Raw genomic sequence first — 25526 nt, 5'->3', positions numbered from 1 at the left:
GGAGAGGTGTCCCGGGCAGGAATTTCCCGTATCGCGTTCATTCCGTGTCTTGACGCTGTTATCCCGCAGTGCCACATGGATTCCATGAGCACAATTAAAACGATCTGCGTCTATTGCGGCTCCGGCCCCGGTACCAATCCCAGTTTCGTCGAATCAGCGGTCACGCTCGGCAAAATCATGGCCGAGCAAGGCATTGGCCTGGTTTATGGCGGCGGCTCCATCGGCCTGATGGGCGCCGTGGCCCAGTCCGTCCTGGACAATGGCGGACGGGTCACCGGCATCATCCCGGAATTCCTGACCAAACGCGAAAACGCGCTGACCGCCGCCCAGGAACTGATCGTCACCCACGACATGCATGAGCGCAAACGGCTGATGTTCGAGCGGTCGGACGCGTTCGTCGCCCTGCCCGGCGGCATCGGCACGTTGGAAGAGCTGGTCGAACAGCTCACCTGGCAGCAGCTCGGCCGCCACAGCAAGCCGATCCTGATGGCCAATATCGATAACTTCTGGGAGCCGCTGCTCGAGCTGCTCAAACACATGCGCTCGACCGCCTTCATCCGGCCGACACTGCCGCTGGACGTGCTGACGGCCGACCGTGCCGAAGACATCCTGCCCCGGCTCCGCACCGCTGCGGCGCTGGCCTCCGACGAAGCCAAGAAGCTGGCTCCCGACGTCGCGACGCGGCTCTGAGCCCTGCTACGACGTGGCGGCGTCGTCCTTCGGGAACGTCACCACCTCGATACGATTGCCATCGGCATCGGCGATGAAAGTCGCATAGTAGCGCACGCGATCATGCGGCCGCAGCGAGGGCGCGCTTTCCGAGACGCCGCCAGCCACCATGGCTGCCGCATAAAACGCATCAACCTCATCCGTCGTCTTCGCGCGAAGGCAAAGATGCGCGCCGCTATCAAGCGGTAGCGGCGCCATGCCTGCTCGCAGATTAATCCAGACTTCCGGATAGGTCTTGCCGAACCCAGCCATTGCCGGCCGTGTTACCAGCCGGGCCATGCCAAGCGGCGCGAAACTGCGCTCGTAGAAGGGCACGGCACGTTCGAGATTGCTGACCGCGATGGAGATGTGATCAATCATCGGTCTTCCTCCCCTGTCTTTTTCATTCGATTCAGGACGCCCCGGATTCGCCCAGCGTCTTCTGCATCGTGGTGTTGGCAAGCCACTCGTCATTCAGCGGCACGCTGTTGCGCTGCGTTGGGATATATCCGCGTTTCTTGAAGAAGGGCTCGGCGGTGTCGCTGGCATCGACGGTCAGCAGCTTGGCGCCGCGTGCACCTGCCAGCTTCTCGATCGCATCGATCAGCAGCGATGCCACACCCTGGAGGGCCGCATTCGGATGCACGTAAAGCAGGTCGATGTGGTTGGCGCCTTTCAGCGATGCAAAGCCGACCGGGACGCCGTCCAGCGTCGCGATCAGCGTGAGTTGCGACGCCAGCCGCTTGCCGAAAGCCACCTCGTCGTCGACCGTTGCAGCCCAGGCTTCCTGCTGCGCCTCGCTGTAGTCGTCGCCCGTCAATTCCTCGATGCTGGCCACATAGATCGCAGCCGCAATCGCGGTGTCATCCGGCAGGAACGGCCGCAATGCCGGTTTCGCCTCGCCCATCGCGCTCACCAGAAATCCACCAGCTTCAGCGCCAGCGCGATCGCGCCGATGATCAGCGCCCACTTCAGCGCAATGTAATATTTCCAGTGCTTTGGAAACGGTGTGTCGGGTCGGCTCATCGCGCGATCTCCCAGGTGGTGCCTTCCTTCGAGTCCTTGATGACGACGCCCATGGCGGCAAGTTCGTCGCGGATACGGTCGGACTCCTTGAAGTCCTTGCGGGCCCGTGCGGCGGTACGATGCGCAATCAAACCATCGACCTTTGCTGCATCGATTCCGCTGGCCTGTTGTTTGCGTCCATTCCATGCAGCAGCCGTTTCCGACAGAAAACCGAGCGCACGCAGTGACGCTGCAAACTGGCTGCGATCGCCGTCATTGCCTGACGCCGCACTGTTGCGAAGACCGTGTAACGCCGCAACAGCCAGCGACGTATTCAGATCGTCGAACATCGGCTCCATCACCTTGTCGGAGACGTCGCCACCTGTTGCATCCGCTGCGACCCAATACCAGTCATCGAGCGTCTTGGCGCTTTCTTCCAAACCTTTCACGGTCCAGTCGATCGGCGAACGATAGTGTGTCTTCAACATGTTCAGGCGCAGCACTTCGCCCGGCCAATCTTGCAGCAATTCGCGGATCGTGAAGAAATTGCCGAGGCTCTTCGACATCTTCTCGCCTTCGACCTGCAGGAAGCCGTTGTGCATCCAGTAATTCGCCATCGCATGCGTACCGTGCGCGCAGCGCGACTGGGCAATTTCGTTTTCATGATGCGGGAAGATCAGATCGAGGCCGCCCCCATGAATGTCGAAGATCGTGCCGAGATAGGCCTCCGCCATCGCCGAGCACTCGATGTGCCAGCCCGGACGGCCCCTGCCCCATGGGCTGTCCCAGCCGGGCTCCTCTGCCGATGATTGTTTCCACAACACGAAGTCGGTCGGGTGCTTCTTGTGCGCATCGACGGCAACGCGCGCACCGGCCTGCTGGTCTTCCAGTTTGCGGCCGGAGAGTGCGCCGTAATCGGCCATCGACTGGGTGTCGAACAACACTTCGCCCGCAGCCTCATAGGCGTGGCCGCGCGTGATCAATTCCCTGATCAGCGTCACCATATCGGTCTTGCCGTCGGGTCGCGGCAGCACGAAGTCCGTGGCCCGCGGCTGCACTGTCGGCGACAGGCAGCCCAGCGCTTCGACATCGGCCTGAAACTGATTGGCGGTGGTTTCGGTGACCCGGCGGATCGCCTCGTTCAGCGGCAGCCCGGGGAAATCGCGCAACGCGCGATCGTTGATCTTGTCGTCCACGTCGGTGATGTTGCGGACATAGGTGACCTTGTCGGCGCCGTAGACGTGCCGCAGCAGCCGGAACAGCACGTCGAACACGATCACCGGACGCGCATTGCCGATATGGGCGAAGTCGTAGACCGTCGGCCCGCAGACATACATCCGGACGTTGTCGGCATCGATCGGCGTGAAGACGCGCTTCTCGCGGGTCAGAGTGTCGTAAAGGCGCAGTTCCATGGATGTCCGTCCCTTGCGGCCGGGCGTCCTCTCATCCCTCTTGAGATTGATCTCGTGTGAGAAAAGACGGCCTCAGCCAGCGAATCGCTAGCTCTTAATCTCGCGGCAAATGCCACAAATGGCGAGAGAACCGTTCATCGAGGCACCATGGGGCAACCCCAGGTGGCCCGTCAAGGGTGTGGAACTATGTCGTAAACGGCTGATTTCGGCCTCAATCCATCGCTACGCCGCCCATGGTTAATGATTATTAATCTTTGGGGCGTATCGAATGAGGGCGAATTTCCTCATTCATTCGGTGAGTTATGAAATCCATTTCAGTCGTTCTGACGGCGGCATTTGTTCTGGCCGCTTCCTCGGCCTTTGCCGATTCCCGCGTCTTCATCATCGCCAACCAGTCTGACGGTTACGGCATCGACCAGTGCCTCGCCCGCGGCGAGAAGTGCGGCGCGCATGCAGCCCTGTCCTATTGCAAATCGCGCGCCTTCGACCAGGCCGTCGCCTATCGCCGCGTCGATCCCGATGAAGTGACCGGTTCGGTCCCCACGTCAGGCGGCGCCTGCCATCACGGCAAATGCGATGAATTCGTCGCGATTACCTGCCAGCGCTGACATCCCCCAGCTTGCGACGTTCTTGCGTCACGCTTGCGGCCACAGTGAGGCCCCGGAAACGACGTGACCCTGCCGCGAGAAGCAGCTATGGAAAGCCCCGTTCGCCGCCGCATTTTCATCGCGCGCGTCTGGCAACGTCAGCGAGAGGTTGGCGGCGGTATCGACGCGCGATGCCGCACCACCCCGCTTGTTTCTGTCTCGCTCGCTTCTGACTCGCGCATTGGCCGGATATGTCTGACACTGTGACTGCTTCCCTTTCTCGCTGGGCTTTCGTTGGTGCCGCACTGGTTGGTGCGCTGTCGCTAGGCACTCCTGCATCGGCGCAGAACGGACCGCCGCCGGCCTATCCCGCGCAGCAGGTCTATCCGCCAAGCCAGGCGCAGCAGCAGGGCTCTGCCAATCCGATGTGCGGTCGCCTCGAGGCGCAGCTTGCGACCATCGATCGCGGCAACGGCCTCGATCCTGCGCGCGCCGAACAGCTTCGTCGCTATGAGGACGCCGCGTCCAAGCAGCAGAGCGAGCTCGACCGCGTCTCGGCGCAGGCCAAGCGGATGGGCTGCGACAGTTCCGGCTTCTTCTCGCTGTTCAATGGCCAGTCGCAGCAATGCGGTCCGGTCAACACCCAGATCCAGCAGATGCGCGGCAATCTGGATCAGATCACCAGCAATCTCGAACGCCTGCGCGTCGGCACGCCCGGCAGTTCGGACCGTGATACCCAGCGCCGCTCGGTGCTGCTGGCCCTCGCGCAGAACAATTGCGGCCCGCAATACGCCGCCGCTGCGCAGCGCGCCGCGCCGCAGAACTCGGGCCCCGGCGGTTTCCTGAGCAACCTGTTCGGTAACAATGAGCCGAGCCCCGGCGCGCCGCCGCTGGACGGCAATATGACCCCCGTTCCGTCGGGCACCTATCGCACCGTCTGCGTGCGGACCTGCGACGGCTTCTATTTCCCGATCTCGTTCGCGACGATCCCGGCGCGTTTCGGCGATGACGAGCGGACCTGCAAGAATCTCTGCCCGGCCTCCGACGCCAACCTGTTCACCTATCGCAATCCCGGCGAGGACATGAACTCGGCCGTCTCGGTTTCGGGACAGCCCTATTCGTCGTCGCCGAACGCTTTCAAGTATCGCACCGAATTCAATCCGTCGTGCTCCTGCAAGGCGCAGGGCCAGACCTGGTCCGAGGCGTTGAAGAATGTCGACGACAAATCGGCAGCGGAGAATGGCGACATCATCGTCACCGAGGAACGTGCCAAGCGGATGTCGCAGCCGCAAAAGGGCACGCCTGCCGCCTTGAAGAAGGGCGCAACACCGGAGGCGCCTGCAGCGGCGGCTCCCGCGCAACCGGCGACACCGTCCGCTCCTGGCCAGATCCGGACCGTCGGCCCGCAATTCCTGCCGAACAACGCGCCGCGTTAAGCCTCGTGTCCTCGCCCGGCCAGGCGGGGCGAGGACGGCACGCAGCTCTTGCGTCCAGCTTCGGACAACCTCCGAACGGTAGGCTCACGCCAAACCGCGAGGGTGTTCGGATGGTCTCGACTTATCTCAACTATAATATCGTCTCCCGCAATCTCACCCAATCGCTGACGCGGGTCTCGCAACAGGCCACCGTCTCCCGGGATACGGCCTATTACAAAGAGAACATCGGCAAGGTGAAAACCGTCGATGATCTCCTGAACGACTATCGGCTCTATACCTATGCAACGACGGCCTATGGTCTGGAGGACATGGCCTATGCCAAGGCCTTCCTGCGCAAGGTGCTGGAAAGCGATCTCTCCGACGCCAACAGTTTCGCCAACAAGCTGAGCGACAAGCGCTACCGGGATTTCGCGGCGGCCTTCCCCTTCGGGACCACCGGCAGCAGCACCAACGCTGCCCAGTCCGAGAACCAGACCGACGACATGATCGGTCTGTACACGGCCGTAGCGAAGCGCGGGGTCGATGCTATCGACGCGAACAAGAACTACTACAATCTCGCGATCGGAAAAATCACCAACGTCAATGACCTGCTCGCCGACGACAAGCTGCGCGATTATGTTTTCTCGGCCTTCGGCATCGACAAGAATCGCTGGTCCCACGACACGATCAGCAAGGTGCTGAGCAGCGATCCGTCCGATCCGAACAGCTATGTCAATTCCGTTTGGGTGTCGCAGAAGGACGACATCAATGCGAATATCACCAAGGCCCAGGCAGCGATGCTCGATGCCGCCGGCAAGATCGACACATACATGGCGGCATTGAAACAGCCGGGCGCCGATATGGCCGATCTGCGCCGGAAGATCGATCTGGAGCGCACGCGCGGATCGATGAATGAGGTCAGCATCCTCAGCTATAAGGATGCACTCGAGACGATCGACAGCTATGTGGCGCTTGCCGGCGCTTTCGAGTTCTCGCCCGACGGCACATTGCCCACCGGAACGTCTGCCCAGACAGCCGCGCAGCTGAGCGACACCCATACCAAATATGTCAACAGCCAGGGCGCGGCCTATCTCGCAGCGGATGAAAATTACGCGGCATCGCTGATCAAGCAGTATCGCGCGGGCATCGCCAATGTGACTACGGTCGATGCCTTTCTCAAGACGCCAAACGTCTATAATTTTGCTCTGAAAGCATTTGGCCTCGATCCCGAAGAGGTGTCGCCGACAATCATCAAGAACGTGCTCAAAAGCGATCCGGACGATGCGACGAGCTACGTGAACAAGCTGCACGACGACCGATACGTTCAGCTCGCTCGGGCATTCAATTTCGACAGCAGCGGACATATCACGACGCCTGTCGTGGCGCAGGACGCGGCGGAAGTCACCCTGGTGATGAAGGACTACATCATCGCCAAGACCCGCTTCACGAAGGACAAGGAACAGGCCGAGCTGCGCAAGGCGGCCGACAAGGACGCGGTCTATTATCAGAAGAACATCGCCAATATCGAGAGCGTTAAGGACCTGCTTGCCGACAGGAAGCTCATCGACATCGCGCTCGTCGCCAAGGACCTCGACCCCGCCAAGGTGACCACCGCCGATCTGCGCAAGATGTTCGATTCCGACCTGAACGACCCCAAGAGCTTCGTCAACACGCAGAAGGATCCGCGTTTCGCGGAGCTGGTGGCCTCGTTCAATTTCGACGACGACGGCGAGATCGCGCGGCTACCGAAATTCGGGCCGCAGACCCGCGACCAGTTCATGGAAACCCAGCACAAATATCTGCAGCAGACGCTGGAGACGCAGCAGGGCGAAAGCAATCCCGGCGTGCGGCTCGCGCTCTACTTCGAGCGCAAGGCGCCGAGCATCACCTCGGCCTATGACCTGCTTGCGGACAAGGCGCTGGCGGAAGTGTTCCGCACCATCTTCAGCCTGCCGGACGAGGTGGGCGCGATGGATATCGATCAGCAGGCCAAGGTGGTGGAGAAACACCTCAATCTGAAGGACCTCGCCGATCCCGCCAAGCTGGCCAAACTGCTGAACCGTTTCTCGGCGCTGTATGACATCAAGAACGACACCAGCGCCGCATCCTCATCCGTCGTTACCCTGTTTCAACGCGGTGGCCTTTGAGCCAATCGACCTTTTGCGGCGGTGGCCAAAACGGCGCGGTGACGGGATCACGCGCTGATACACGACGGGTTTGTAGGGCGTCATTCGCCCTACAGCTTCATTCAAACGCTTCGCTGGTGCCCTTGCCGGGCCGCGTCACCAAGTCCTCATCGGGCTTCGGCAATGGATTGGCCAGATCGCGAAACTTGTTGGTGATCGGATAGCGGCGATCCCTACCAAAGTTCTTCCGCGTCACTTTCACGCCCGGTGCCGCCTGTCGGCGCTTGTATTCGGCGATGTTGAGCAGACGGTCGATGCGCGTCACGACGTCCTTCTCAAAGCCGGCCGCGACAATCTCCGACAGCGGCTCTTCGCGCTCGACCAGACGTTCGAGAATACCATCGAGAATATCGTATGGGGGTAGCGAGTCCTGATCGGTCTGGTTCTCGCGCAATTCCGCGGTCGGCGGTCGCACGATGATATTGACCGGGATCACCTCGCCATCGGGACCGAGCGCGCCTTCCGGTTTCCACGAATTGCGCAGCGTCGACAGCCGGAACACCTCGGTCTTGTAGATGTCCTTGATCGGATTGAAGCCGCCATTCATGTCGCCATAGAGCGTGGCATAGCCGACCGACATTTCCGACTTGTTGCCTGTCGTGACGACCATCGCACCGGTCTTGTTGGAGATCGCCATCAGGAGCGTGCCGCGGGTGCGCGCCTGCAGGTTTTCTTCGGTGATGTCGCGTTCGAGACCTTTGAACGTGCCGGCGAGAATGTTCTCGAAGCCGTTGACGGCTTCGGCAATCGGTAACACCTCGTAGCGAATACCAAGCGCCTTTGCGAGTTGCGCGGCATCGTCGAGCGACACCTGCGCCGTAAACCGGAACGGCAACATGACGCCGCGAACGCGATCCGCGCCGAGGGCATCGACGGCGATAGCCGCACAGAGTGCCGAGTCGATGCCGCCGGAGACGCCCATCAGCACGCCGGGGAAACCGGTCTTCTGGACGTAGTCGCGCAGACCGAGCACACAAGCTGCGTAATCGCCCTCGTCGCCTTCCAAGACAGGCGCGATCGGACCGTCGCAGCGCCAGTGGCCATCGGCCTTCTCGAACGTCAGCGTGGTGATGCTCTCGGCGAAGGCGGGCAGTTGCGCACCGAGCGAGCGGTCGGCATTAAGCACGAAAGACGAGCCGTCGAACACGAGTTCGTCCTGACCGCCGACCTGATTGAGATAGACCAGCGGCAGACCGCTTTCGGTGACACGCGCGACCTGCACCGACAAACGCAGATCGTTCTTGTTGCGGGCGTAAGGCGAGCCGTTCGGCACGATCAGGATTTCAGCGCCGGTCTCCGCGAGGCACTCGACCACGTTCTCGTAGTCGGCGGATTCTTCCATCCAGGTGTCTTCGCAGATCGGCACGCCGACGCGGAGGCCGCGGATGGTGATCGGTCCGGATACCGGACCACGCGCAAAGACGCGCTTCTCGTCGAACACGCCGTAATTCGGCAGGTTGACCTTGAAGCGGATGGCGGCAATGCGGCCTTCGTCGAGCAGCGCACAGGCATTGTAGAGCTTGCCGCCATCGACCCAGGGCGAACCGATCAGGACGGCGGGACCACCGTCTGCGGTCTCGCGCGCCAGCTCTTCTATGGCCGCGCGGCAAGCCGCCTGGAAGGCCGGCTTCAGCACCAGGTCTTCCGGTGGGTAGCCGGCGATGAACAATTCAGGAAACACGATCAGCGTCGCGCCGTCGGCTTTGGCCTGCGCCCGCGCAGCGCGCGCCTTGGCGGCATTGCCGGTGATATCGCCGACAATGGGATTGAGCTGAGCGAGCGTGATGGTGAAGCGGGCAGATTCTGTCATGGAAACATCCAAGCCTACCGGCCCACCCTTCGCAACTGCGTGTTTAAAGGAGCCCTATGCGCTCACCGAGCGCGTACAACCAGGTCATGCCAGCGATCACCAGCGCGACGCCGACGGCCGCCGAGCCCATATCCTTCACACGCCCGATCTGCGGATCGTGTTCGGTGGTGAGCCGGTCGGCCAGTTTCTCGATAGCGGTGTTGAGGAGTTCGACGGTGAGCAGCAGCAAAACCACCGCCACCAGCTCGAGCCGGCGCACTGCGGTGGTGCCGATGAGGAATGACAGCGGCACCGCGAGGAGCAGTGCAAACAGCTCCTCGCGAATGGCCTGCTCCGATCGCGTCGCGAAGGTCAGGCCATTCCAGGTGTTGATGGTGGCCCGCCAGAGGCGCGACAAGTCAGAGACCCGATGCCACCGGCAGCGGCTCCGCCCGGTCGACGCGGGACGTCTTCAGCAGTTCGGCGATCAGGAACGCCATGTCGATGGACTGCTCGGCATTCAGGCGCGGATCGCAGACCGTGTGGTAACGATCGTTGAGGTCCTCGTCCGAAATGGCGCGCGCGCCACCGGTGCATTCCGTCACGTTCTGGCCGGTCATCTCCAGATGCACGCCGCCCGGATGAGTGCCTTCGGCGGCATGAATCTGGAAGAACGACTTTACCTCGGACAGGATGCGGTCGAACGGCCGGGTCTTGTAGCCGGAATTCGACGTGATCGTGTTGCCGTGCATCGGATCGCACGACCATACCACCGAGCGCCCTTCCTTCTGCACCACGCGGATGAAGCCCGGCAGATGCTCCCCAACCTTCTCGTGGCCAAAGCGGTTGATCAGCGTCAGGCGACCGGGCTCATTGTCCGGATTGAGCACGTCGATCAGCTTGATCAGTTCATCGGGCTTCAGCGACGGGCCGCACTTCAGGCCGATCGGGTTCTTGATGCCGCGGAAGTATTCGACATGGGCATGATCGAGCTGCCGCGTACGGTCGCCGATCCAGATCATGTGGCCGGAGGTCGCGTACCAGTCGCCGGTCGTGGAATCGACGCGCGTGAAGGCCTGCTCGTAACCGAGCAACAGCGCTTCGTGGCTGGTATAGAAATCCGTCGAGCGCAGTTCCGGATGGCTTTCCAGATTGAGGCCGCAGGCGCGCATGAAGTTCAGCGCGTCCGAGATGCGGTCGGCCAGTTCCTTGTAACGGCGTGACTGCTGCGAATCCTTCAGGAAGCCCAGCATCCACTGATGCACGCTGCCGAGATTGGCGAACCCGCCGGTCGCGAAAGCGCGCAGTAGGTTCAGCGTCGCCGCCGACTGGCGGTAGGCCATTAGCTGGCGCTGCGGATCGGGCACGCGCGATTCTGGCGTGAAGGCGATGTCATTGATGATATCGCCGCGATAGCTTGGCAGTTCGACACCGTTGAGCTTCTCCATCGGCGACGACCGTGGCTTGGCGAACTGGCCGGCGATACGGCCGATCTTCACCACGGGCAGCGCGCCGGCATAGGTCAGCACCACCGACATCTGCAGGAAGGCGCGGAAGAAATCGCGGATATTGTTGGCGCCGTGCTCGGCAAAGCTCTCGGCGCAATCGCCGCCCTGCAGCAGGAAGGCTTCGCCGGCAGCCACGCGGGCGAGTGACTTCTTCAGATTGCGGGCTTCGCCTGCAAAAACCAGCGGCGGAAACGTGGCAAGCTGCGCCTCGACATCGCCAAGGGCCTTGAGATCCGGGTATTCCGGCATTTGCAGCACGGGCTTGCCGCGCCAGCTATCGGGCGTCCACCGCTCGGACATCACTTCTCTCCTGAAAACCGCGCTTTATGGCTGCGGAGGCCGCGTTATACACAGCACAGATGGGGATCGCCAGTTCGAAATCCACATTGCGCCCCAAGCCCTTGCAGTCAAAGCTGAATTCGCATTTGCTAGGCTCGGGTAAGGAACATATGGGACACCATGGGAGAAACTGCGGTGTCGGAGGCTGCACTGGACGACGCTTTTGCCGATGACATCACCTTCCAGGCGACCGACGGCTATTCGTTGGGCGCGACGCTGTACCTGCCCCGCGGCGCCCGTACCCACGCGGTTCTGATCAATTCCGCAACCGCCGTTCCCCGCAAAATCTACAGAGGCTTCGCCAGCTACCTCGCAAGCCGCGGCTGTGCCGTACTGACCTATGACTACCGCGGCACCGGGGATTCGCGGCCCAAGGCCGATCCCCTGTCCGGCCGGTCGAACGCGCTGGTCGGCTTCAAGGCGTCCATGACCGATTGGGCGGCGCTCGACGTCACCGCCGCGGTGAACTGGATGCGCGAGCGCTACAAGACGATGCCACTCGCCTTTGTCGGTCACTCCTTCGGCGGTCAGGCGCTCGGCCTGATCCCCAACAATTCCGAGGTGTCACGCGCCCTGCTCATCGCGGCACAGGCCGGCACCTGGCGACTGATGACGCCTCCTGAGGGTTACCGCATCTATGCGCTGATGAAATTCGTCGGCGCGCCGCTGGCGCGCTTCATCGGCTATGCGCCCGGCAGGATAGGCCTCGGCTACGACCTGCCACGCGACGTGTTTCTGGAATGGGCGGGCTGGGTCACCAGCGATCGCTACTTCTTCGACGACAGCAAGCTGCGGGCGCTGGTGAACTTTCCGCGCTACCGCGGCGAGCTGCGGGCCCTCAGCTTTTCGGACGATCCATGGGCCACACGCGCTGCCGTCGAAATGCTCTGTGCCGGCTTCACGTCGATCAAGCCGGAGATCGACAGTATCCGCCCCATCGAAGCCGGCTCGAAAAAGGTCGGCCATTTTGGATTCTTCCGGCCGGAGCACCGCGACACGTTGTGGCGAGGCGCAGCCGAATGGATCCAGATGCCGGACTAAACGACTTCCCTGCTTCACAATTGTAGCCCGGATGAGCGCAGCGATATCCGGGGCTTTGCAGCGGCGATCGACTGATCCCGGATGTCGCTGCGCTCATCCGGGCTACAAAGGCTGCGACGCCCTCGAAACTATTCTGCGGCCTCGCGCACGTAGCGTGCAGTGGGCGTGCGCATCGTCACCAGCTCCTCGGCCGCACTCGGATGCACGGCCACCGTGGCGTCGAAGTCAGCCTTGGTGGCCTTCAGTTTCACGCAGATACCCAGCACCTGAATGAGCTCGGCCGCCTCCGGTCCGACGATGTGACAACCGATCACGATATCGGTCGCGCCGTCGACCACCAGCTTCATCAGCACCCGGCTTTCGCTGCCGGAGATGGTCGATTTGATCGACCGGAAATTGGTCTTGTAGATATCGACGTGGCTGAAAGTGGCGCGCGCCTCTTCTTCGCTCATGCCGACGGTACCGACTTCCGGCTGAGTAAACACCGCGGTTGGAATATTGCTGTGGTCGACCTTCACGGTCTTCTTGCCGAACACCGTATCGGCAAAGGCGTGGCCTTCGCGGATCGCCACCGGAGTGAGGTTGACGCGATTGGTGACATCACCGACCGCGTAGATATGCGGCACATTGGTCTGCGAGAACTCGTTGACGATGATGCCGCCATGGGCGGGCTTGAGTACAACGCCAGCCTTTTCGAGGCCGAGATTGGCGGTGTTCGGATTACGCCCGATCGCGAACAACACCTGATCGGACGCGATGCTTGCGCCGCTGGACAGATGCGTCGTGAATTCGTGCCGGTGCTTCTCGACCCTGGTGACCGTGCAGCCGGTCAGGATGGTGATGCCATCCTTCTCCATCTCGCTGCGAACATGGGCGCGCACGTCTTCATCGAAGCCGCGCAGGATGTTGTCGCCGCGATAGACCACCGTCACGTCGGAGCCGAGTCCCGCAAAGATGCAGGCGAATTCAAGCGCGATATAGCCCCCGCCCTGGATCACGATGCGCTTCGGCAGTTCGGGCAGATGAAACACCTCGTTGGAGGAGATCACATGCTCGATGCCGGGAATCGCCGGCCCATGATTGGGCGCGCCGCCGGTCGCAATCAGGATGTGTTTGGCGCGAACCATCTCGCCGGTGCCGAGCCGCAGCGTGTGCGGATCCTCGAACACTGCGCGTGTCTTGACGGTGGTCGCGCCGGACTTCTCGACATTGGACTGATAGATGCCCTCAAGCCGGGCGATCTCCTTGTCCTTGTTGGCGATGAAGGTCGACCAGTCGAATGTTGCCGTCGGAATGGTCCATCCGAAGCCGGCGGCATCGTCGATCTCGCGCCGGACATGCGAGGCATAAACCATCAGCTTCTTCGGCACGCAGCCGCGGATCACGCAGGTGCCGCCGAAGCGATATTCCTCGGCCACCATGACCTTCGCGCCGTAGCCGGCCGCGATACGGGCGGCGCGCACGCCGCCAGAACCACCACCAATGACAAACAGATCGACGTCGACGTCAGCCATGATCGCTCCGAACTGCGGACTGAGGCCCGGGATGACGGGCCTCAGCTTACGCCCCTAGATTTCCTTGCCGCGCTTGCGCATTTCAGCGCGGAACAGGCCATTGACCTGCTCCGAAAACTGCTGCGCCCACTGCTGCATATAGGTCATGCTGGCGGAAATCGACTGGGGCTCCTGCACCAGAAGTTTCTGGCCGAGCGGCGACTTGTAGAAGGTCGCAAGATCCTTCAACTCCGCCTCGGTGAAGTCGCTGGCATAGATCTTCGCCATCTGCTCGGTGATCTCCTTGTCGCGCCCGGCCATCGTCTGCGCGATGGTGATGGCGACCTCGTTGAGATCCTTCTGATAGTTCAGATTGCTCTGCAGCAGCGAATCCTTGACGCGCTGAACCATATTCGGCACGGCATTGGCATACATCGCGCTGGCGTTCTTCATCGCCAGGATCTCCTTGGCGTAAGCGATCGCAGCGGGCGATGCCGGCTTGATCGGACGAGCCTGTCCTTCCGGAGACGCCTGCTGCGCGGAGACCGGCAGCGCGGTGACTGCAACGCCGAGCGCTAGACCAGCGGACAGCAGCATGTGCGAAAGCTTCTTCATTCCAATTCTCCTTGATTGCGCCGTTACGGACGCTCGAAAACGCGAATTCCCTGCGATCCTGCCAGCATGGCGGTGCTTGCCAGACCGATAAACAAACCGTGCTCGACCACGCCCGGAATGGCGCCGAGCAGCCCGGCCAGTCGGGGCGCATCGGTGATGGTCCCGAGCCGGGCGTCGATGATCCAGTGGCCGCCATCGGTGACGAAAGCATGGCCGTCCTTGCCGCTGCGAATGGCCATTTCGCCGTGCAACCCGCACTTCGCGAACACATCGGCAATCGCACGGCGCGTGGCCGACAGGCCGAACGGGATCACTTCCACGGGCAGCGGGAAGCGGCCGAGGGTCGGCACCCATTTGGAATCGTCGGCAATGACAATCATGCGGTCGGACGCCGCCGCCACGATCTTCTCGCGCAACAATGCGCCGCCGCCGCCCTTGATGAGATTCAGCGCCGGATCGACTTCGTCGGCACCGTCGACCGTGAGATCGAGCCGATCGACCTCGTCGAGTGTGGTCAGCGGCACGCCGCAACGCTGCGCATCGGCCCGCGTGGTCTCAGACGTCGGAACGCCAATAACCTTGAGACCGCCCGCCACGCGCTCGCCAAGCAGCTCGACGAAGTGCTTCGCTGTCGATCCCGTGCCGAGTCCGAGCTTCATACCATCACGCACATGTTCGAGCGCCTTTGCGGCAGCCTGTCGTTTCAGCTCGTCCATATTCATCGGCGCAGCGGTCCTTGCGGTTCACAATCGGTCCCGCGGACGGGATGCGCCGCATATCTAGCGACGTTTGGGGGGAAGGAACAGGGCGAAGGGCGTGCTTTCCCGGGGAATGCAGGCCTGCATTTCAAGGGATGCCGGACCGCATCCGGGCCCCCTTGCGGGATCGGCCGATGACCGGTAGCGATCCCTGCATGACAGATGCTTCCCCTGCCCCCCTCGTCGTTTTCGACCTCGACGGCACCCTCGTCGATACCGCCCCCGATCTCATCAGCGCGCTGAACCACGTGCTCCACCAGGAGGGGCTGGCCCCCGTCCCGCTGGAATCCGCGCGGAAAATGATCGGCCAGGGCGCCCGGCGCCTGATCGAACGCGGGCTCGAGCTTGAAGGGCGGGAAATGACCCCGGACGAGGTCACACGCCTGACCGAGGATTTCATCGCTTATTACGCGGAGCATATCGCTGACGAGTCGCGCCCCTTCGAGGGGCTGATTGGCGCGCTCGACGAGATGGCAGGGCGCGGCTACCGCTTCGCGGTTTGCACCAACAAGCTGGAATGGCTGTCGAAGCTGCTGCTCGAAAAGCTGGAGCTGACCAACCGATTCGCGGCGATCTGCGGCGCTGACACGTTCGGCGTCGCGAAGCCCGATCCGGTCATCTTGCAGCAAACGGTAGCGCGTGCCGGTGGCGTGATGTCGTCCGTTGTCATGGTCGGCGATGCCGGCCCCGATGTCGGTGTGGCGCGGCGGGCCAATGTCCCGGTAATCGGCGTTACATTCGGCTATACTGATGTCCCGATTATCGAGCTCAAGCCCGACATCGTGATCGACCATTTCCGCGATTTGCCGGCCACCGTTGAGCGCCTGATGCCCAAACGCCCCTCCTAGCCCTCTCATTTAATTGAGCTTCTCAGGTTCTTCGGCAGAACCATTAACCATCAATTAACTATAAACGCCCTGCGTGTTGCGTCATATGTGCGACGCTCCTATGGTTGCCCGGGGATGGCGGCTAGCCGCAAAACGTGACGGATATACCCATGCGTAGAGTAATAGTTTTGGCAGCGGCAGGCCTGAGCCTGGCCGGTTGCACCTCGTTCTCCATGGACGCATTCAAGTCAGCACCGGAACCGGTTACCGTGCAATTCGACTCGGTTCCGCCCGGCGCAGAGGTGGTCACGTCGATTGGCCCGAGCTGCAAAACCCCGTGCTCGCTGCCTCTGGCGACGGAAACCGGGTTCAGTGCAACCTTTACCCTTGCAAAATTCCAGCCGATGACAGTTCCAGTGACCATCACCCGCGTTCCCGGGGATTTCACCTCGCCGGCACGGACCACGGTCGATCCGAGCCCGGTCGTCGCCGAGTTGCAGCCTGCGACGCCGCCACGCCGCGCCCGCAAGGCTGCCAAGCGTGCAGCAGCGCCTGCCGCGGCCCCGGCCGCCGCCGCATCTGCGGCGGGCTCACCGTTCCCCGCCCCTCGCTGATCCACCAAACATATACGTTGGCGTGATTGTGCCAGCTGCAACACGTGACTAGATTGAACGTGCGGCGTTTTTCGCCGCGCGAGCAATTCATGTTTTGCAGTCAGGCATCTGAATGACCGTCTCCGAGTTGAGCCCCGCCCTGGCCTCCTCTGCCATGACCGATCCGTTCGGCCGGCGGATCAGCTATCTGCGTGTCTCGGTGACGGATCGCTGCGATCTGCGCTGCTTCTACTGCATGTCGGAAGACATGACCTTCCTGCCCAAGGCTGACCTGCTGACGCTGGAAGAACTTGATCGGCTGTGTTCCGCATTCATCGCCAAGGGCGTCACCAAGCTGCGGCTCACCGGCGGCGAGCCACTGGTCCGGCGCAATGTGATGGGTCTGGTGCGTTCGCTGTCGCGCCACCTCAAGACCGGCGCGCTGAAAGAGCTGACGCTGACCACCAACGGCTCGCTGTTGTCCAAATATGCCGCTGAGCTCGCGGATTGCGGCGTGAAGCGCATCAACGTCTCCCTGGACACGCTCGACCCTGCGAAATTCCGCACCATCACGCGCTGGGGCGACCTCAACAAGGTGCTGGCCGGGATCGACGCGGCGCAGGCTGCGGGCCTCGCCGTGAAGATCAATGCCGTCGCCCTGAAGAACATGAATGAGGATGAGATCCCCTCATTGATCGAATGGGCCCACGGCCGCGATATGGCGCTGACGCTGATCGAAGTGATGCCGATGGGCGATATCGGCGAAGGCCGCATCGACCAGTATGTGCCGCTGTCTATGCTGCGTACGCGTCTCGCCCAGCAGTTCACGATGACGGATTTGCCGGACGATACCGGCGGTCCCGCCCGCTATGTCCGCGTTGCCGAAACTGGCGGCAAGATCGGCTTCATCACGCCGATGACCCACAATTTCTGCGAATCCTGCAACCGTGTCCGCATTACCTGCACCGGCACGATCCATACCTGTCTCGGACACGAGGATGCCTCCGACCTGCGCAAGCCGCTGCGGGCTTCCGAGAGCAATGAACTGCTCAATGCCACCATCGACCGCGCCATTGGCCTGAAGCCCAAGGGGCACGATTTCATCATCGATCGACGCCACAACCGGCCGAGCGTCAGCCGGCATATGAGCGTCACCGGCGGATAGCCGATAACGCTGCGCTGCGAGATCGTCTGAAGCCTCCCCCGATCCAGCGCAAAGCAGGATTCCCCTGTCCCACCCATGTTTTAGCCCGTGCGTCAATTTGTCGATTTTCCGATTGACGATTGCATGACGCGCTGAAATGGTGCCGCCGCGTTACTTCGCCCAGCGGAAAAAGCTGCGCTTTCTCAGTAGGAAAGCCGAGACGAGCACGCGCTGGAGCGACGACGGGGGAAACCGGTGGACTTACTTAAAATCACACGTGTGATCGACGGCCTGAGCGATGTCTTTGGCTTCATCGCCAAGTGGCTCGTGCTGCTCGCCTGCCTCGTCAGCGCCGGCAATGCCACGATCCGTTATCTCTTCAACTATTCGTCGAACGGCTGGCTCGAAATCCAGTGGTACATGTTCGCGGGCATCGTGTTTTTCGGCGCGGCGCAGACACTGCGCCTCAATGAGCATGTGCGCGTCGATCTGCTCTATTCGGCGGTCTCCGACCGTGCGCGGTTGTGGATCGACATTATCGGCCTATGCGTCTTCCTGCTGCCGGCGATGACCTATCTCACTTACATGACGTGGCCGTTCTTCCTGAATTCCTGGAATTCGCAGGAGGTCTCCAGCAATGCGGGCGGCCTGATCCTGTGGCCGGTGAAGCTGGTGCTGCCGCTCGGCTTCGGTCTGCTGCTACTGCAGGGTCTGGCCGAACTCGCCAAGCGCATCGCCGCGCTCGCCGGCGTCGTCAAGATCGACACCCATTACGAAGCGCCGCTGCAATAGCGGCGTTTGCTTTTTCAGCCTCTCGCATTTCGACCAATCCGTTCGATAGAACCAGTTCGATAGTCAGGACCACCGATGTTTTCGTACGGCGTGTTCCCCCCGCTGATGTTCGGCACCATGATCTGCTTCATGGTGTTCGGCTTCCCGGTCGCCTTCTCACTGGCCGCGGTCGGCCTGTTCTTCGGCATTCTCGGCATCTTCACCGGCCACTTCGATCCGTCCTTCCTGCAGGCGCTGCCGTTCCGCTTCTACGGCACGATCTCGAACGACCTGCTGCTGTCGATCCCGTTCTTCACCTTCATGGGCGCGATCCTCGAGCGCTGCGGCCTTGCTGAAGATCTGCTCGAGGGCACCGGCCAGTTGTTCGGCAAGATCCCCGGTGGTCTCGCTTATGCGGTGATCATCGTGGGTGCCGTGCTCGGCGCCATCACCGGCACGGTCGCGGCATCGGTCATCGCCATGGGCGTGATCTCGCTGCCGATCATGATGCGTTACGGCTACGACATGAAGGTGGCCACCGGCGTCATCGCCGCATCCGGTACCATCACACAACTGATCCCGCCGTCGCTGGTGCTGATCGTGCTCGCCGACCAGCTCGGCCGTTCGGTCGGCGACATGTATCTCGGCGCGATCGGTCCTTCGATCATCCAGGTCGTGATCTTCATCCTCTACATCGCCGTGCTGTCGTTCCTGCGTCCGAATTCGATGCCGCCGATTCCGGAACATGCGCGCGAGCCGATGAACTGGAAGCTCATCAGCCGCGTGCTGTGGGGCATGATCCCCTCAATCGTTCTGATCTTCCTGGTGCTCGGCACCATCGGTCTTGGCCTGGCAACACCGACCGAAGCCGGCGCCATGGGCGCGGTCGGCGCCATGGTGCTCGCCGCCTTGCATCGCCGCCTGACATGGCCGCTGGTCGAACAGGCGATGACCTCGACCATGCGCCTGACGTCGATGGTGGTGTTCATCCTGATCGGCTCGACCTGCTTCAGCCTCGTCTTCCAGGGCATGGATGGCGCGCGCTGGATCGAGCATCTGCTGACCGGCCTGCCCGGCGGCGCGATCGGCTTCCTGATCTTCGTGAACATTTTCGTGTTCTTCCTGGCGTTCTTCCTCGACTTCTTCGAGATCGCCTTCATCATCATTCCGTTGCTGGCGCCGGTGGCCGCCAAGCTCGGCATCGATCTCGTCTGGTTCGGCGTGCTGCTCTGCGTGAACATGCAGACGTCATTCATGCATCCGCCGTTCGGCTTCGCACTGTTCTACCTGCGCGGCATCGCGCCGCCCGAAGTGAAGAGCCGCGATATCTATCTCGGCGCCCTGCCATGGGTCGGGATGCAGATCATCCTGGTGATCATCGTGATCTACTGGCCCGGTCTCGTGACCTACTGGATCGACAACACGGCTGTGGATACGTCCAACGTGAAGATCGAGATTCCGCAGATCGAGATGCCGGCGATGCCGGACTTCGGACCAGCGAAGTAACTGGAAGTCGGGGCTTAGCCGTCGAACACCACTTCGGCTTCGCCCAGCCCCTCGAACCGGACGGTGCATCGATCGCCCGGTTTGAAGAACGGCAGTCCGGTCCAGCTGCCTGTGGTCACGATCTGGCCAGCCTTCACGCCGTCGCGCATCATGTTCACCAGCGCGACAGCGCCTGCGATCGGATCGTCGGTGGGGTGGCCACCCTTGCGCGCGATCTGCGTCTCGCCATTCACGATAAAGGTCATCTGCAGGTTCGGCAGATCGAGATGCGACCAGTCGGCGAGTTCGGGACCGGTGACCAACCCGGCATTGATGCCGCAATCGGCGAGCTGTTCCATCTTCGGTCGACTGAGCGGATTGCGGAAGCGGCTTGAAACCACTTCGATCACCGGAAGCACCGCGACGGCCTTCGCGACCTCGTCGCGCGTGTAGGGCACGCTGCGCGCCGGCAGATCGCGGGTAAAGCGGAAGGCGACCTCGCCCTCGACGCCGAGATGCGGAACTTCAGCCACAGACATATGCGCCGGGCTTGAACGGACCATCCGTGCTTCGATCAGACCGCGTGTCGGTTCGCCCTCGGGCGGTGCACCGGCCTTAAAGGCACCGATGGGCTGTCCGACCCGCGCAGCAACCCGATCCTGAATCTCGTGCGCCTCCGCGACCGAAGATGGTGTGACGGGCAGCGCTTCGATCTGCGTTCCGCCGCGGCGCGCTTCGGCGAGAATGTCGGCGGCCGTTTCGATTTCAGGTTCGGTCATGGCAAATTCGGCTCCCTCCAGGAACAAAACACTTAGCGGATTCGCGGTCCGCGCACCGGCTAAGGGAGACCGCTTCAACAAGAAGCCTGGCCTTCTCACGAAGGTCAGGCTCCCTTTTCCGAAACAGTCTTCGATCAGCTGCGGGTGCGCGAGCGGATCATGAAACTGTCGAAGCTGTACTCGGCGACCTGCCACCAAGTGTACTGGTCGCCGCGGAAGGCCACCATGCTGTCATAGACTTTCTTGAACGCCGCATTGCTGGCCGAGGTCTCGGCATAAACCTCGTTGGCAGCCTTCAGCGACGCATCCATGATGGATGCGGGGAACGGCCGCAGCTGCGTGCCACCGGCCACCAGGCGCTTCAGCGCCGGCGGATTGTAGGCGTCGTAGCGTGCCTGCATGGTTTCGTTGGCGAGCGACGAGGCGGTCCTGATGATCGACTTGTAGCTGGCAGGAAGCTGCTCCCACTTCGCGAGGTTGACCATGTTGTGCAGTGTCGGACCGCCCTCCCAGAAGCCGGGATAGTAGTAATATTTGGCGACCTTCTGGAAACCGAGCTTTTCATCATCGTAAGGTCCGACCCATTCGGCAGCGTCGATGGTGCCCTTTTCCAGCGACGGGTAAATATCGCCGGCGGCCACCTGTTGCGGAACGAGCCCGAGCCTGGTGAGCACACGGCCGGCGAAGCCGCCGATGCGCATTTTGAGACCACTGAGGTCGGATGGCTCCTTCAGCTCCTTGCGAAACCAGCCGCCCATCTGGCAGCCGGTGTTGCCGGCCGCGAATCCGATGACGTTGTAGCCTTTGAGAAATTCATTGAAGAGTTCGGCGCCACCGCCCACCTGCAGCCACGAGGTCTGCATCCGGCTGTTGAGTCCGAACGGAACCGCAGTACCGAACGCGAAGGTTGGATCCTTGCCTACATAATAGTAGGCCGCCGTGTGGCACATCTCCACGGTGCCGTTGGAGGCCGCATCCAGCGCCTGCAGACCGGGGACGATCTCACCGGCAGCAAACACCTGGATCTGGAATTTGTTGTCGGTGGCCTCGGCAACGGCCTTGGCGAACACCTCGCTGGCGCCATAGATCGTATCGAGCGATTTCGGAAAGCTTGACGTCAACCGCCATTTGATTTCCGGCGAAGATTGCGCGATAGCCGGCGCGGCAATGGCCGCACCGGCAGCGCCCAGACCGGCAGCCTTGATGAACTCACGACGCTTCATGATGTGCTCCCTGGATGTGAATGTGTCGGCGCCCTTCTTGGCGAGGGCGTTGGGGAGCAGCATGGGCCAGGTTCCAGCGAGAAGCCACGGCGATTTGAGTGACGCAATGCAAAAAGCCCGACCTTCTCGCGAAGGCCGGGCTTCATGTTTGATCGAGGCTTAAGATCAGCCGCGGGTACGCGAGCGGATCATGAAGCTGTCGAAGGTGTATTCGGCGACCTGCCACCACAGATATTCGTCCGAACGATAGGCCTGCATCGCGTCGATCGACTTCTTGAAGTCGGCGTTCTTCGCGGAGATTTCAGCCCAGAGTTCGTTGGTGGCCTTGAGGCATGCATCCAGAACTTCATTGGTGAACGGACGCAGCTGCGTGCCACCGGCGACGAGCTGCTTCAACGCCGCCGGGTTCTGCATGTCGTAACGAGCGGCCATCCAGCTGTTGGCATTGGCACAGGCATTGGTGAGGATCGCCTGATAGCTCTTCGGCAGCGCGTTGTACTTCTCGAGGTTGGTGAAGGCGTGGACCGTTGGGCCACCTTCCCAGAAACCTGGATAGTAGTAGTACTTCGCGACCTTCTGGAAGCCGAGCTTCTGGTCGTCATAGGGACCGACCCACTCGGCAGCATCGATGGTGCCTTTTTCAAGCGACGGATAGATGTCGCCACCCGCGAGCTGCTGCGGCACGACGCCGACCTTCTGCAGCACCTGACCGGCAATGCCGCCGATGCGCATCTTGAGGCCGGAAAGATCGGCAACGGTCTTGATCTCCTTGCGGAACCAACCGCCCATCTGCGTGCCCGTATTGCCGCAAGGGTGACCGATGACGCCAAATTTCTTGAAGAACTCGTTGCCGAGCTGCTCGCCGCCGCCCTGGTACCACCAGGAATTCTGCTGACGCGCGTTCAGGCCAAACGGGACCGACGCATAGATCGCGAAGGTCGGATCCTTGCCGACATAGTAATAGGACACGGTGTGGCACATTTCGACAGTGCCGTTCGAGGTTGCATCGAGCGCCTGCAGACCGGGGACAAGTTCACCGGCCGCGAAGACCTGGATCTGGAATTTGTTGTCGGTCATTTCGGCGACCTGCTTCGCCATCATCTCGGCGCCGCCATAGATGGTGTCGAGCGACTTCGGGAAGCTCGATGCGAGGCGCCACTTGATCTCGGGCGCGGACTGCGCAATCGCCGGCGAGGCAACGGCGGCCACCGCGGCACCGGCCGTCGAAACCTTCAAAAACTCACGACGCTTCATTCAAGCTCTCCTTTTTGCGGGCGTTTTCCCTAGAATTCCTTTGAGCATATTCAGCGGCAAATCGTTGCGCGATTCAACCGAAGACGCTCTGGTGCAGAGGCTGTCTAACACGGTTATTCAGCCGCGGAAAACACGACGAACGTCGTTGCCTGCCCAATTGAACGAAAGTTCTATGCCACATCTCGGCCCCCGCCATCGGCCGGCTTACGCTGCCGCAATAACGCCCTGCAACCGGTCGCGTATCTGCGTGCCGATGGCCCGATAGATCGCCGCGTGCGGGCCGTTGGGCTCGCTCACGACCACCGGCGTGCCGGCATCCGACATAGCGCGGATGGACATATGCAGCGGCACTTCGCCGAGGAACGGCACCTTGAGCCGCTCGGCCTCATGACGGGCGCCGCCATGGCCGAAAATGTCGGAGCGCGTGCCGCATTCCGGGCACTGGAAATAGCTCATGTTCTCGATGATGCCGAGCACGGGCACATTGACCTTGGTAAACATCGCAAGGCCGCGCCTCGCATCGATCAGCGCCAGATCCTGCGGCGTCGAGACGATCACGGCGCCCTTAAGGGGCACGTTCTGCGCCAGCGTGAGCTGTGCATCGCCGGTGCCGGGGGGCATATCGACGATGAGGACGTCGAGCGTGCCCCATGCGACATCGCGCAGCATCTGGGTGATCGCCGACATCACCATCGGCCCGCGCCAGATCATCGCGGTTTCCTCCTCGACGAGGAAGCCGATCGACATGATCGACAGACCAAAGCGTTCGATCGGGATCATCTTCCTGTTGTCGTCCAGGGTCGGCTTTTCATTGATGCCGGTCAGCCGCGGCACCGAAGGACCATAGATATCGGCGTCGAGCAAACCGACCTTCAGGCCGAGATCGCGCAGCCCCAGCGCCAGATTGAGTGCCGTCGTGGACTTGCCGACACCACCCTTCCCCGAAGCCACGGCGATGATCGCGGCAACGCCAGGAATCTCAGCCTGTTTTGACATTGGCGAGTTGGCCGGGTTGGCGTGCGGGCGATGCGCCGAGACCGGCTGTACGCCGCCGGACTGCGGACCATGCGAATGCCCACCGGGACCATGGGAATGTCCTGCGTGGTCGTGGCGCTGCGGCGCAGGCGGCGCGCTGCCCGGCTTGCGCTCGGCGGTCAGCGCGACCATTGCACCGGTGACACCAGGGATCGCTCGCACTGCGGCTTCCGCCTGCGCGCGCACGCTTTCCCAGGCGCGCGCTTCAGCGGCGTCCACATTGATCGAAAACAGCACCTTGCCGTCGGTCACGACGATCTCGGACAAAACATCCGCATGGATCAGCGGCACGCCGCGCGGCGATGTCACCTTGGCCAGACCATCCAGAACCTGCTGCTGCGAAACGCTCAATGCGTGTCTCCCGATCGACGGACGAACTAGACCGCACAGATAGAGAACTTCCGCCCTAAGTCCATGCTGTTTCTAGGCTATGTTGAGAATTCCGAGATTGCTCTGGCACAAGACCGGCACCAGTTTTTCTTTTGCAGCGCACCATAAGCGGCTGCAGCCATGAGTGGTAACGGGGGCTTTGCCGCGTCCTGTGCAGCGACTATGCTGGCGCTCCTCATCACCAGCGATCTCGCCGCCACGAACCAGGGCGGCGCCTCACTTCCCAATAGTCGACGTTCGGCAGCACAGCCGACAGCATCCAAAGGGTACGGACATGGCCAAAGTTGCATTCATCGGTCTCGGCGTCATGGGTTTCCCCATGGCCGGCCACCTTGCCACCAAGGGCGGCCACAAGGTCACCGTCTACAACCGCAACGTAGCCAAGGCGAAGGCATGGGTGGAGAAGTTCGGCGGCAAGTCCGCAGCAACCCCGAAAGCGGCTGCTGAAGGCCAGGACTTCGTGATGTGCTGCGTCGGCAATGACGAGGACCTGCGCTCGGTCACCACCGGCCCCGACGGCGCCTTCGCCGGCATGACCAAGGGCGCGATCTTCGTCGATCATACCACCGCCTCCGCCGAAGTGGCGCGAGAACTCGATGCGGCTGCGACCAAGGCCGGCTTTCACTTCATCGACGCGCCGGTGTCCGGCGGACAGGCAGGTGCCGAAAACGGCGCCCTCACCGTGATGTGCGGCGGCGACGCGAAGGTTTATGCCAAGGTCGAGCCGGTGATCACCGCCTACGCCAAGATGCAGAAGCTGCTCGGCCCCGCCGGCTCCGGCCAGCTCACCAAGATGGTCAATCAGATCTGCATCGCCGGCCTCGTCGAGGCGCTGTCCGAAGGCATCCACTTCGCCAAGAAGGCCGGTCTCGACGTCAATGCGGTGGTCGAGGTGATCTCCAAGGGCGCCGCGCAGTCGTGGCAGATGGAGAACCGTCACAAGACCATGAATGACGGAAAATTCGATTTCGGCTTCGCCGTCGAATGGATGCGCAAGGACCTCTCGATCTGTCTCGCCGAAGCCCGCCGTAACGGCGCCAGCCTGCCGGTCACGGCCACTGTCGATCAGTTCTACGGCGAGGTCGAAGCGCTCGGCGGCAAGCGGTGGGACACTTCAAGCCTCTTGGCAAGATTGCCCCGGTAACCATCTAGGTTTCCTGAACAAATCA

Annotated in this window: 24 protein-coding genes; 11 read left to right on the top strand and 13 right to left on the bottom strand. The window is 61.9% G+C overall.

Translation table 11 applies throughout. The features are described from left to right. Positions 1-84 precede the first annotated feature (84 nt). The gene (locus tag A4A58_RS06120) at positions 85-690 is read left to right on the top strand and encodes a TIGR00730 family Rossman fold protein (RefSeq protein WP_068730730.1); all 606 of its coding nucleotides are present in this window, start codon (positions 85-87) and stop codon (positions 688-690) included. A gap of 6 nt (positions 691-696) precedes the next feature. Here the strand turns inward: A4A58_RS06120 and A4A58_RS06115 are convergent, their stop codons facing one another. The 3 genes from A4A58_RS06115 to cysS all read right to left on the bottom strand — a co-directional run bounded on the left by A4A58_RS06115 (position 697) and on the right by cysS (position 3125). Then, a complete protein-coding gene (locus A4A58_RS06115) occupies positions 697-1089 on the bottom strand; it encodes a VOC family protein (RefSeq protein WP_068730574.1) in 393 nt (130 codons plus the stop codon). A gap of 31 nt (positions 1090-1120) precedes the next feature. Next, positions 1121-1615 (bottom strand): GNAT family N-acetyltransferase, encoded by a 495-nt coding sequence (locus A4A58_RS06110; RefSeq protein WP_068730573.1) that lies wholly within the window; start codon positions 1613-1615, stop codon positions 1121-1123. A 115-nt stretch (positions 1616-1730) separates the two neighbouring features. Further along, complete coding sequence (gene cysS / locus A4A58_RS06105; RefSeq protein ID WP_068730572.1) at positions 1731-3125, bottom strand: cysteine--tRNA ligase; 1395 nt, start codon at positions 3123-3125, stop codon at positions 1731-1733. Between the two features lie 302 nt (positions 3126-3427). Between cysS and A4A58_RS06100 the strand changes: the two genes are divergently transcribed. The 3 genes from A4A58_RS06100 (at position 3428) to A4A58_RS06090 (ending at position 7274) form a co-directional block, all read left to right on the top strand. Continuing rightward, a complete protein-coding gene (locus A4A58_RS06100) occupies positions 3428-3733 on the top strand; it encodes a hypothetical protein (protein ID WP_068730571.1) in 306 nt (101 codons plus the stop codon). 230 nt (positions 3734-3963) lie between these two features. After that, positions 3964-5148 carry a DUF2865 domain-containing protein gene (locus A4A58_RS06095; protein ID WP_068730570.1) on the top strand — a complete coding sequence of 395 codons (1185 nt, stop codon included), beginning with the start codon at positions 3964-3966 and terminating at the stop codon, positions 5146-5148. Between the two features lie 110 nt (positions 5149-5258). Next, complete coding sequence (locus A4A58_RS06090; protein ID WP_068730569.1) at positions 5259-7274, top strand: DUF1217 domain-containing protein; 2016 nt, start codon at positions 5259-5261, stop codon at positions 7272-7274. A gap of 97 nt (positions 7275-7371) precedes the next feature. On the opposite strand, the gene A4A58_RS06085 is transcribed toward A4A58_RS06090, so the two are convergent. The 3 genes from A4A58_RS06085 to A4A58_RS06075 are packed head-to-tail and all read right to left on the bottom strand — an operon-like array spanning position 7372 to position 10910. After that, on the bottom strand, positions 7372-9123 hold the full coding sequence (locus A4A58_RS06085) for an NAD+ synthase (protein ID WP_068730568.1): 1752 nt from the start codon (positions 9121-9123) through the stop codon (positions 7372-7374). Between the two features lie 43 nt (positions 9124-9166). After that, entirely contained in the window at positions 9167-9520 is a 354-nt protein-coding gene (locus A4A58_RS06080) for a diacylglycerol kinase (protein WP_068730567.1), read from the bottom strand. Position 9521: 1 nt separating this feature from the next. Then, positions 9522-10910, bottom strand: a complete 1389-nt coding sequence (locus A4A58_RS06075) for a class II 3-deoxy-7-phosphoheptulonate synthase (RefSeq protein WP_068730566.1) — start codon at positions 10908-10910, stop codon at positions 9522-9524. Positions 10911-11069: 159 nt separating this feature from the next. On the opposite strand from A4A58_RS06075, the gene A4A58_RS06070 reads away from it, so the two are divergent. After that, positions 11070-11990, top strand: coding sequence for an alpha/beta hydrolase family protein (locus tag A4A58_RS06070; protein ID WP_068730565.1), 921 nt, complete (start codon positions 11070-11072; stop codon positions 11988-11990). A 128-nt stretch (positions 11991-12118) separates the two neighbouring features. Here the strand turns inward: A4A58_RS06070 and gor are convergent, their stop codons facing one another. From gor to rpiA, 3 genes are read right to left on the bottom strand one after another with little or no spacing between them, the layout of a single operon-like run. Continuing rightward, the gene (gor, locus tag A4A58_RS06065; protein ID WP_068730564.1) at positions 12119-13504 is read right to left on the bottom strand and encodes a glutathione-disulfide reductase; all 1386 of its coding nucleotides are present in this window, start codon (positions 13502-13504) and stop codon (positions 12119-12121) included. A gap of 54 nt (positions 13505-13558) precedes the next feature. Then, positions 13559-14098 carry a DUF2059 domain-containing protein gene (locus A4A58_RS06060; protein WP_068730563.1) on the bottom strand — a complete coding sequence of 180 codons (540 nt, stop codon included), beginning with the start codon at positions 14096-14098 and terminating at the stop codon, positions 13559-13561. A 23-nt stretch (positions 14099-14121) separates the two neighbouring features. Further along, positions 14122-14820: a ribose-5-phosphate isomerase RpiA gene (rpiA, locus tag A4A58_RS06055; RefSeq protein ID WP_068730562.1), complete on the bottom strand. Its 699-nt coding sequence runs from the start codon at positions 14818-14820 to the stop codon at positions 14122-14124. A gap of 170 nt (positions 14821-14990) precedes the next feature. Here rpiA and A4A58_RS06050 point away from each other — a divergent pair, with 170 nt between their 5' ends. The 5 genes from A4A58_RS06050 (at position 14991) to A4A58_RS06030 (ending at position 19697) form a co-directional block, all read left to right on the top strand. Next, positions 14991-15704 carry an HAD-IA family hydrolase gene (locus tag A4A58_RS06050; protein ID WP_244499685.1) on the top strand — a complete coding sequence of 238 codons (714 nt, stop codon included), beginning with the start codon at positions 14991-14993 and terminating at the stop codon, positions 15702-15704. A gap of 383 nt (positions 15705-16087) precedes the next feature. Next, a complete protein-coding gene (locus tag A4A58_RS31745; RefSeq protein WP_349509571.1) occupies positions 16088-16297 on the top strand; it encodes a hypothetical protein in 210 nt (69 codons plus the stop codon). Positions 16298-16409: 112 nt separating this feature from the next. Beyond that, positions 16410-17441, top strand: coding sequence for a GTP 3',8-cyclase MoaA (gene moaA / locus A4A58_RS06040; protein ID WP_068730560.1), 1032 nt, complete (start codon positions 16410-16412; stop codon positions 17439-17441). A 234-nt stretch (positions 17442-17675) separates the two neighbouring features. Beyond that, positions 17676-18212, top strand: coding sequence for a TRAP transporter small permease subunit (locus A4A58_RS06035; RefSeq protein ID WP_068730559.1), 537 nt, complete (start codon positions 17676-17678; stop codon positions 18210-18212). Positions 18213-18287: 75 nt separating this feature from the next. After that, positions 18288-19697 carry a TRAP transporter large permease gene (locus A4A58_RS06030; RefSeq protein ID WP_068730558.1) on the top strand — a complete coding sequence of 470 codons (1410 nt, stop codon included), beginning with the start codon at positions 18288-18290 and terminating at the stop codon, positions 19695-19697. A gap of 14 nt (positions 19698-19711) precedes the next feature. Here the strand turns inward: A4A58_RS06030 and A4A58_RS06025 are convergent, their stop codons facing one another. The 4 genes from A4A58_RS06025 to apbC all read right to left on the bottom strand — a co-directional run bounded on the left by A4A58_RS06025 (position 19712) and on the right by apbC (position 24318). Further along, complete coding sequence (locus tag A4A58_RS06025; RefSeq protein ID WP_139069788.1) at positions 19712-20455, bottom strand: 2-keto-4-pentenoate hydratase; 744 nt, start codon at positions 20453-20455, stop codon at positions 19712-19714. Between the two features lie 134 nt (positions 20456-20589). Continuing rightward, positions 20590-21678, bottom strand: coding sequence for a TRAP transporter substrate-binding protein (locus tag A4A58_RS06020; protein ID WP_068730728.1), 1089 nt, complete (start codon positions 21676-21678; stop codon positions 20590-20592). Between the two features lie 165 nt (positions 21679-21843). Continuing rightward, entirely contained in the window at positions 21844-22932 is a 1089-nt protein-coding gene (locus tag A4A58_RS06015) for a TRAP transporter substrate-binding protein (protein ID WP_068730556.1), read from the bottom strand. A gap of 204 nt (positions 22933-23136) precedes the next feature. Continuing rightward, positions 23137-24318, bottom strand: a complete 1182-nt coding sequence (gene apbC / locus A4A58_RS06010) for an iron-sulfur cluster carrier protein ApbC (protein ID WP_068730555.1) — start codon at positions 24316-24318, stop codon at positions 23137-23139. A 313-nt stretch (positions 24319-24631) separates the two neighbouring features. Between apbC and A4A58_RS06005 the strand changes: the two genes are divergently transcribed. Continuing rightward, positions 24632-25501, top strand: coding sequence for an NAD(P)-dependent oxidoreductase (locus tag A4A58_RS06005; protein ID WP_068730554.1), 870 nt, complete (start codon positions 24632-24634; stop codon positions 25499-25501). Positions 25502-25526: the final 25 nt, after the last annotated feature.

Origin of the sequence: Tardiphaga robiniae (assembly GCF_001618955.1) — a bacterium.
Lineage (GTDB): Bacteria > Pseudomonadota > Alphaproteobacteria > Rhizobiales > Xanthobacteraceae > Tardiphaga > Tardiphaga robiniae_A.
The sequence above is the reverse complement of the archived record's forward strand: the minus strand, read 5'-3'. Positions and strand labels throughout refer to the sequence as shown.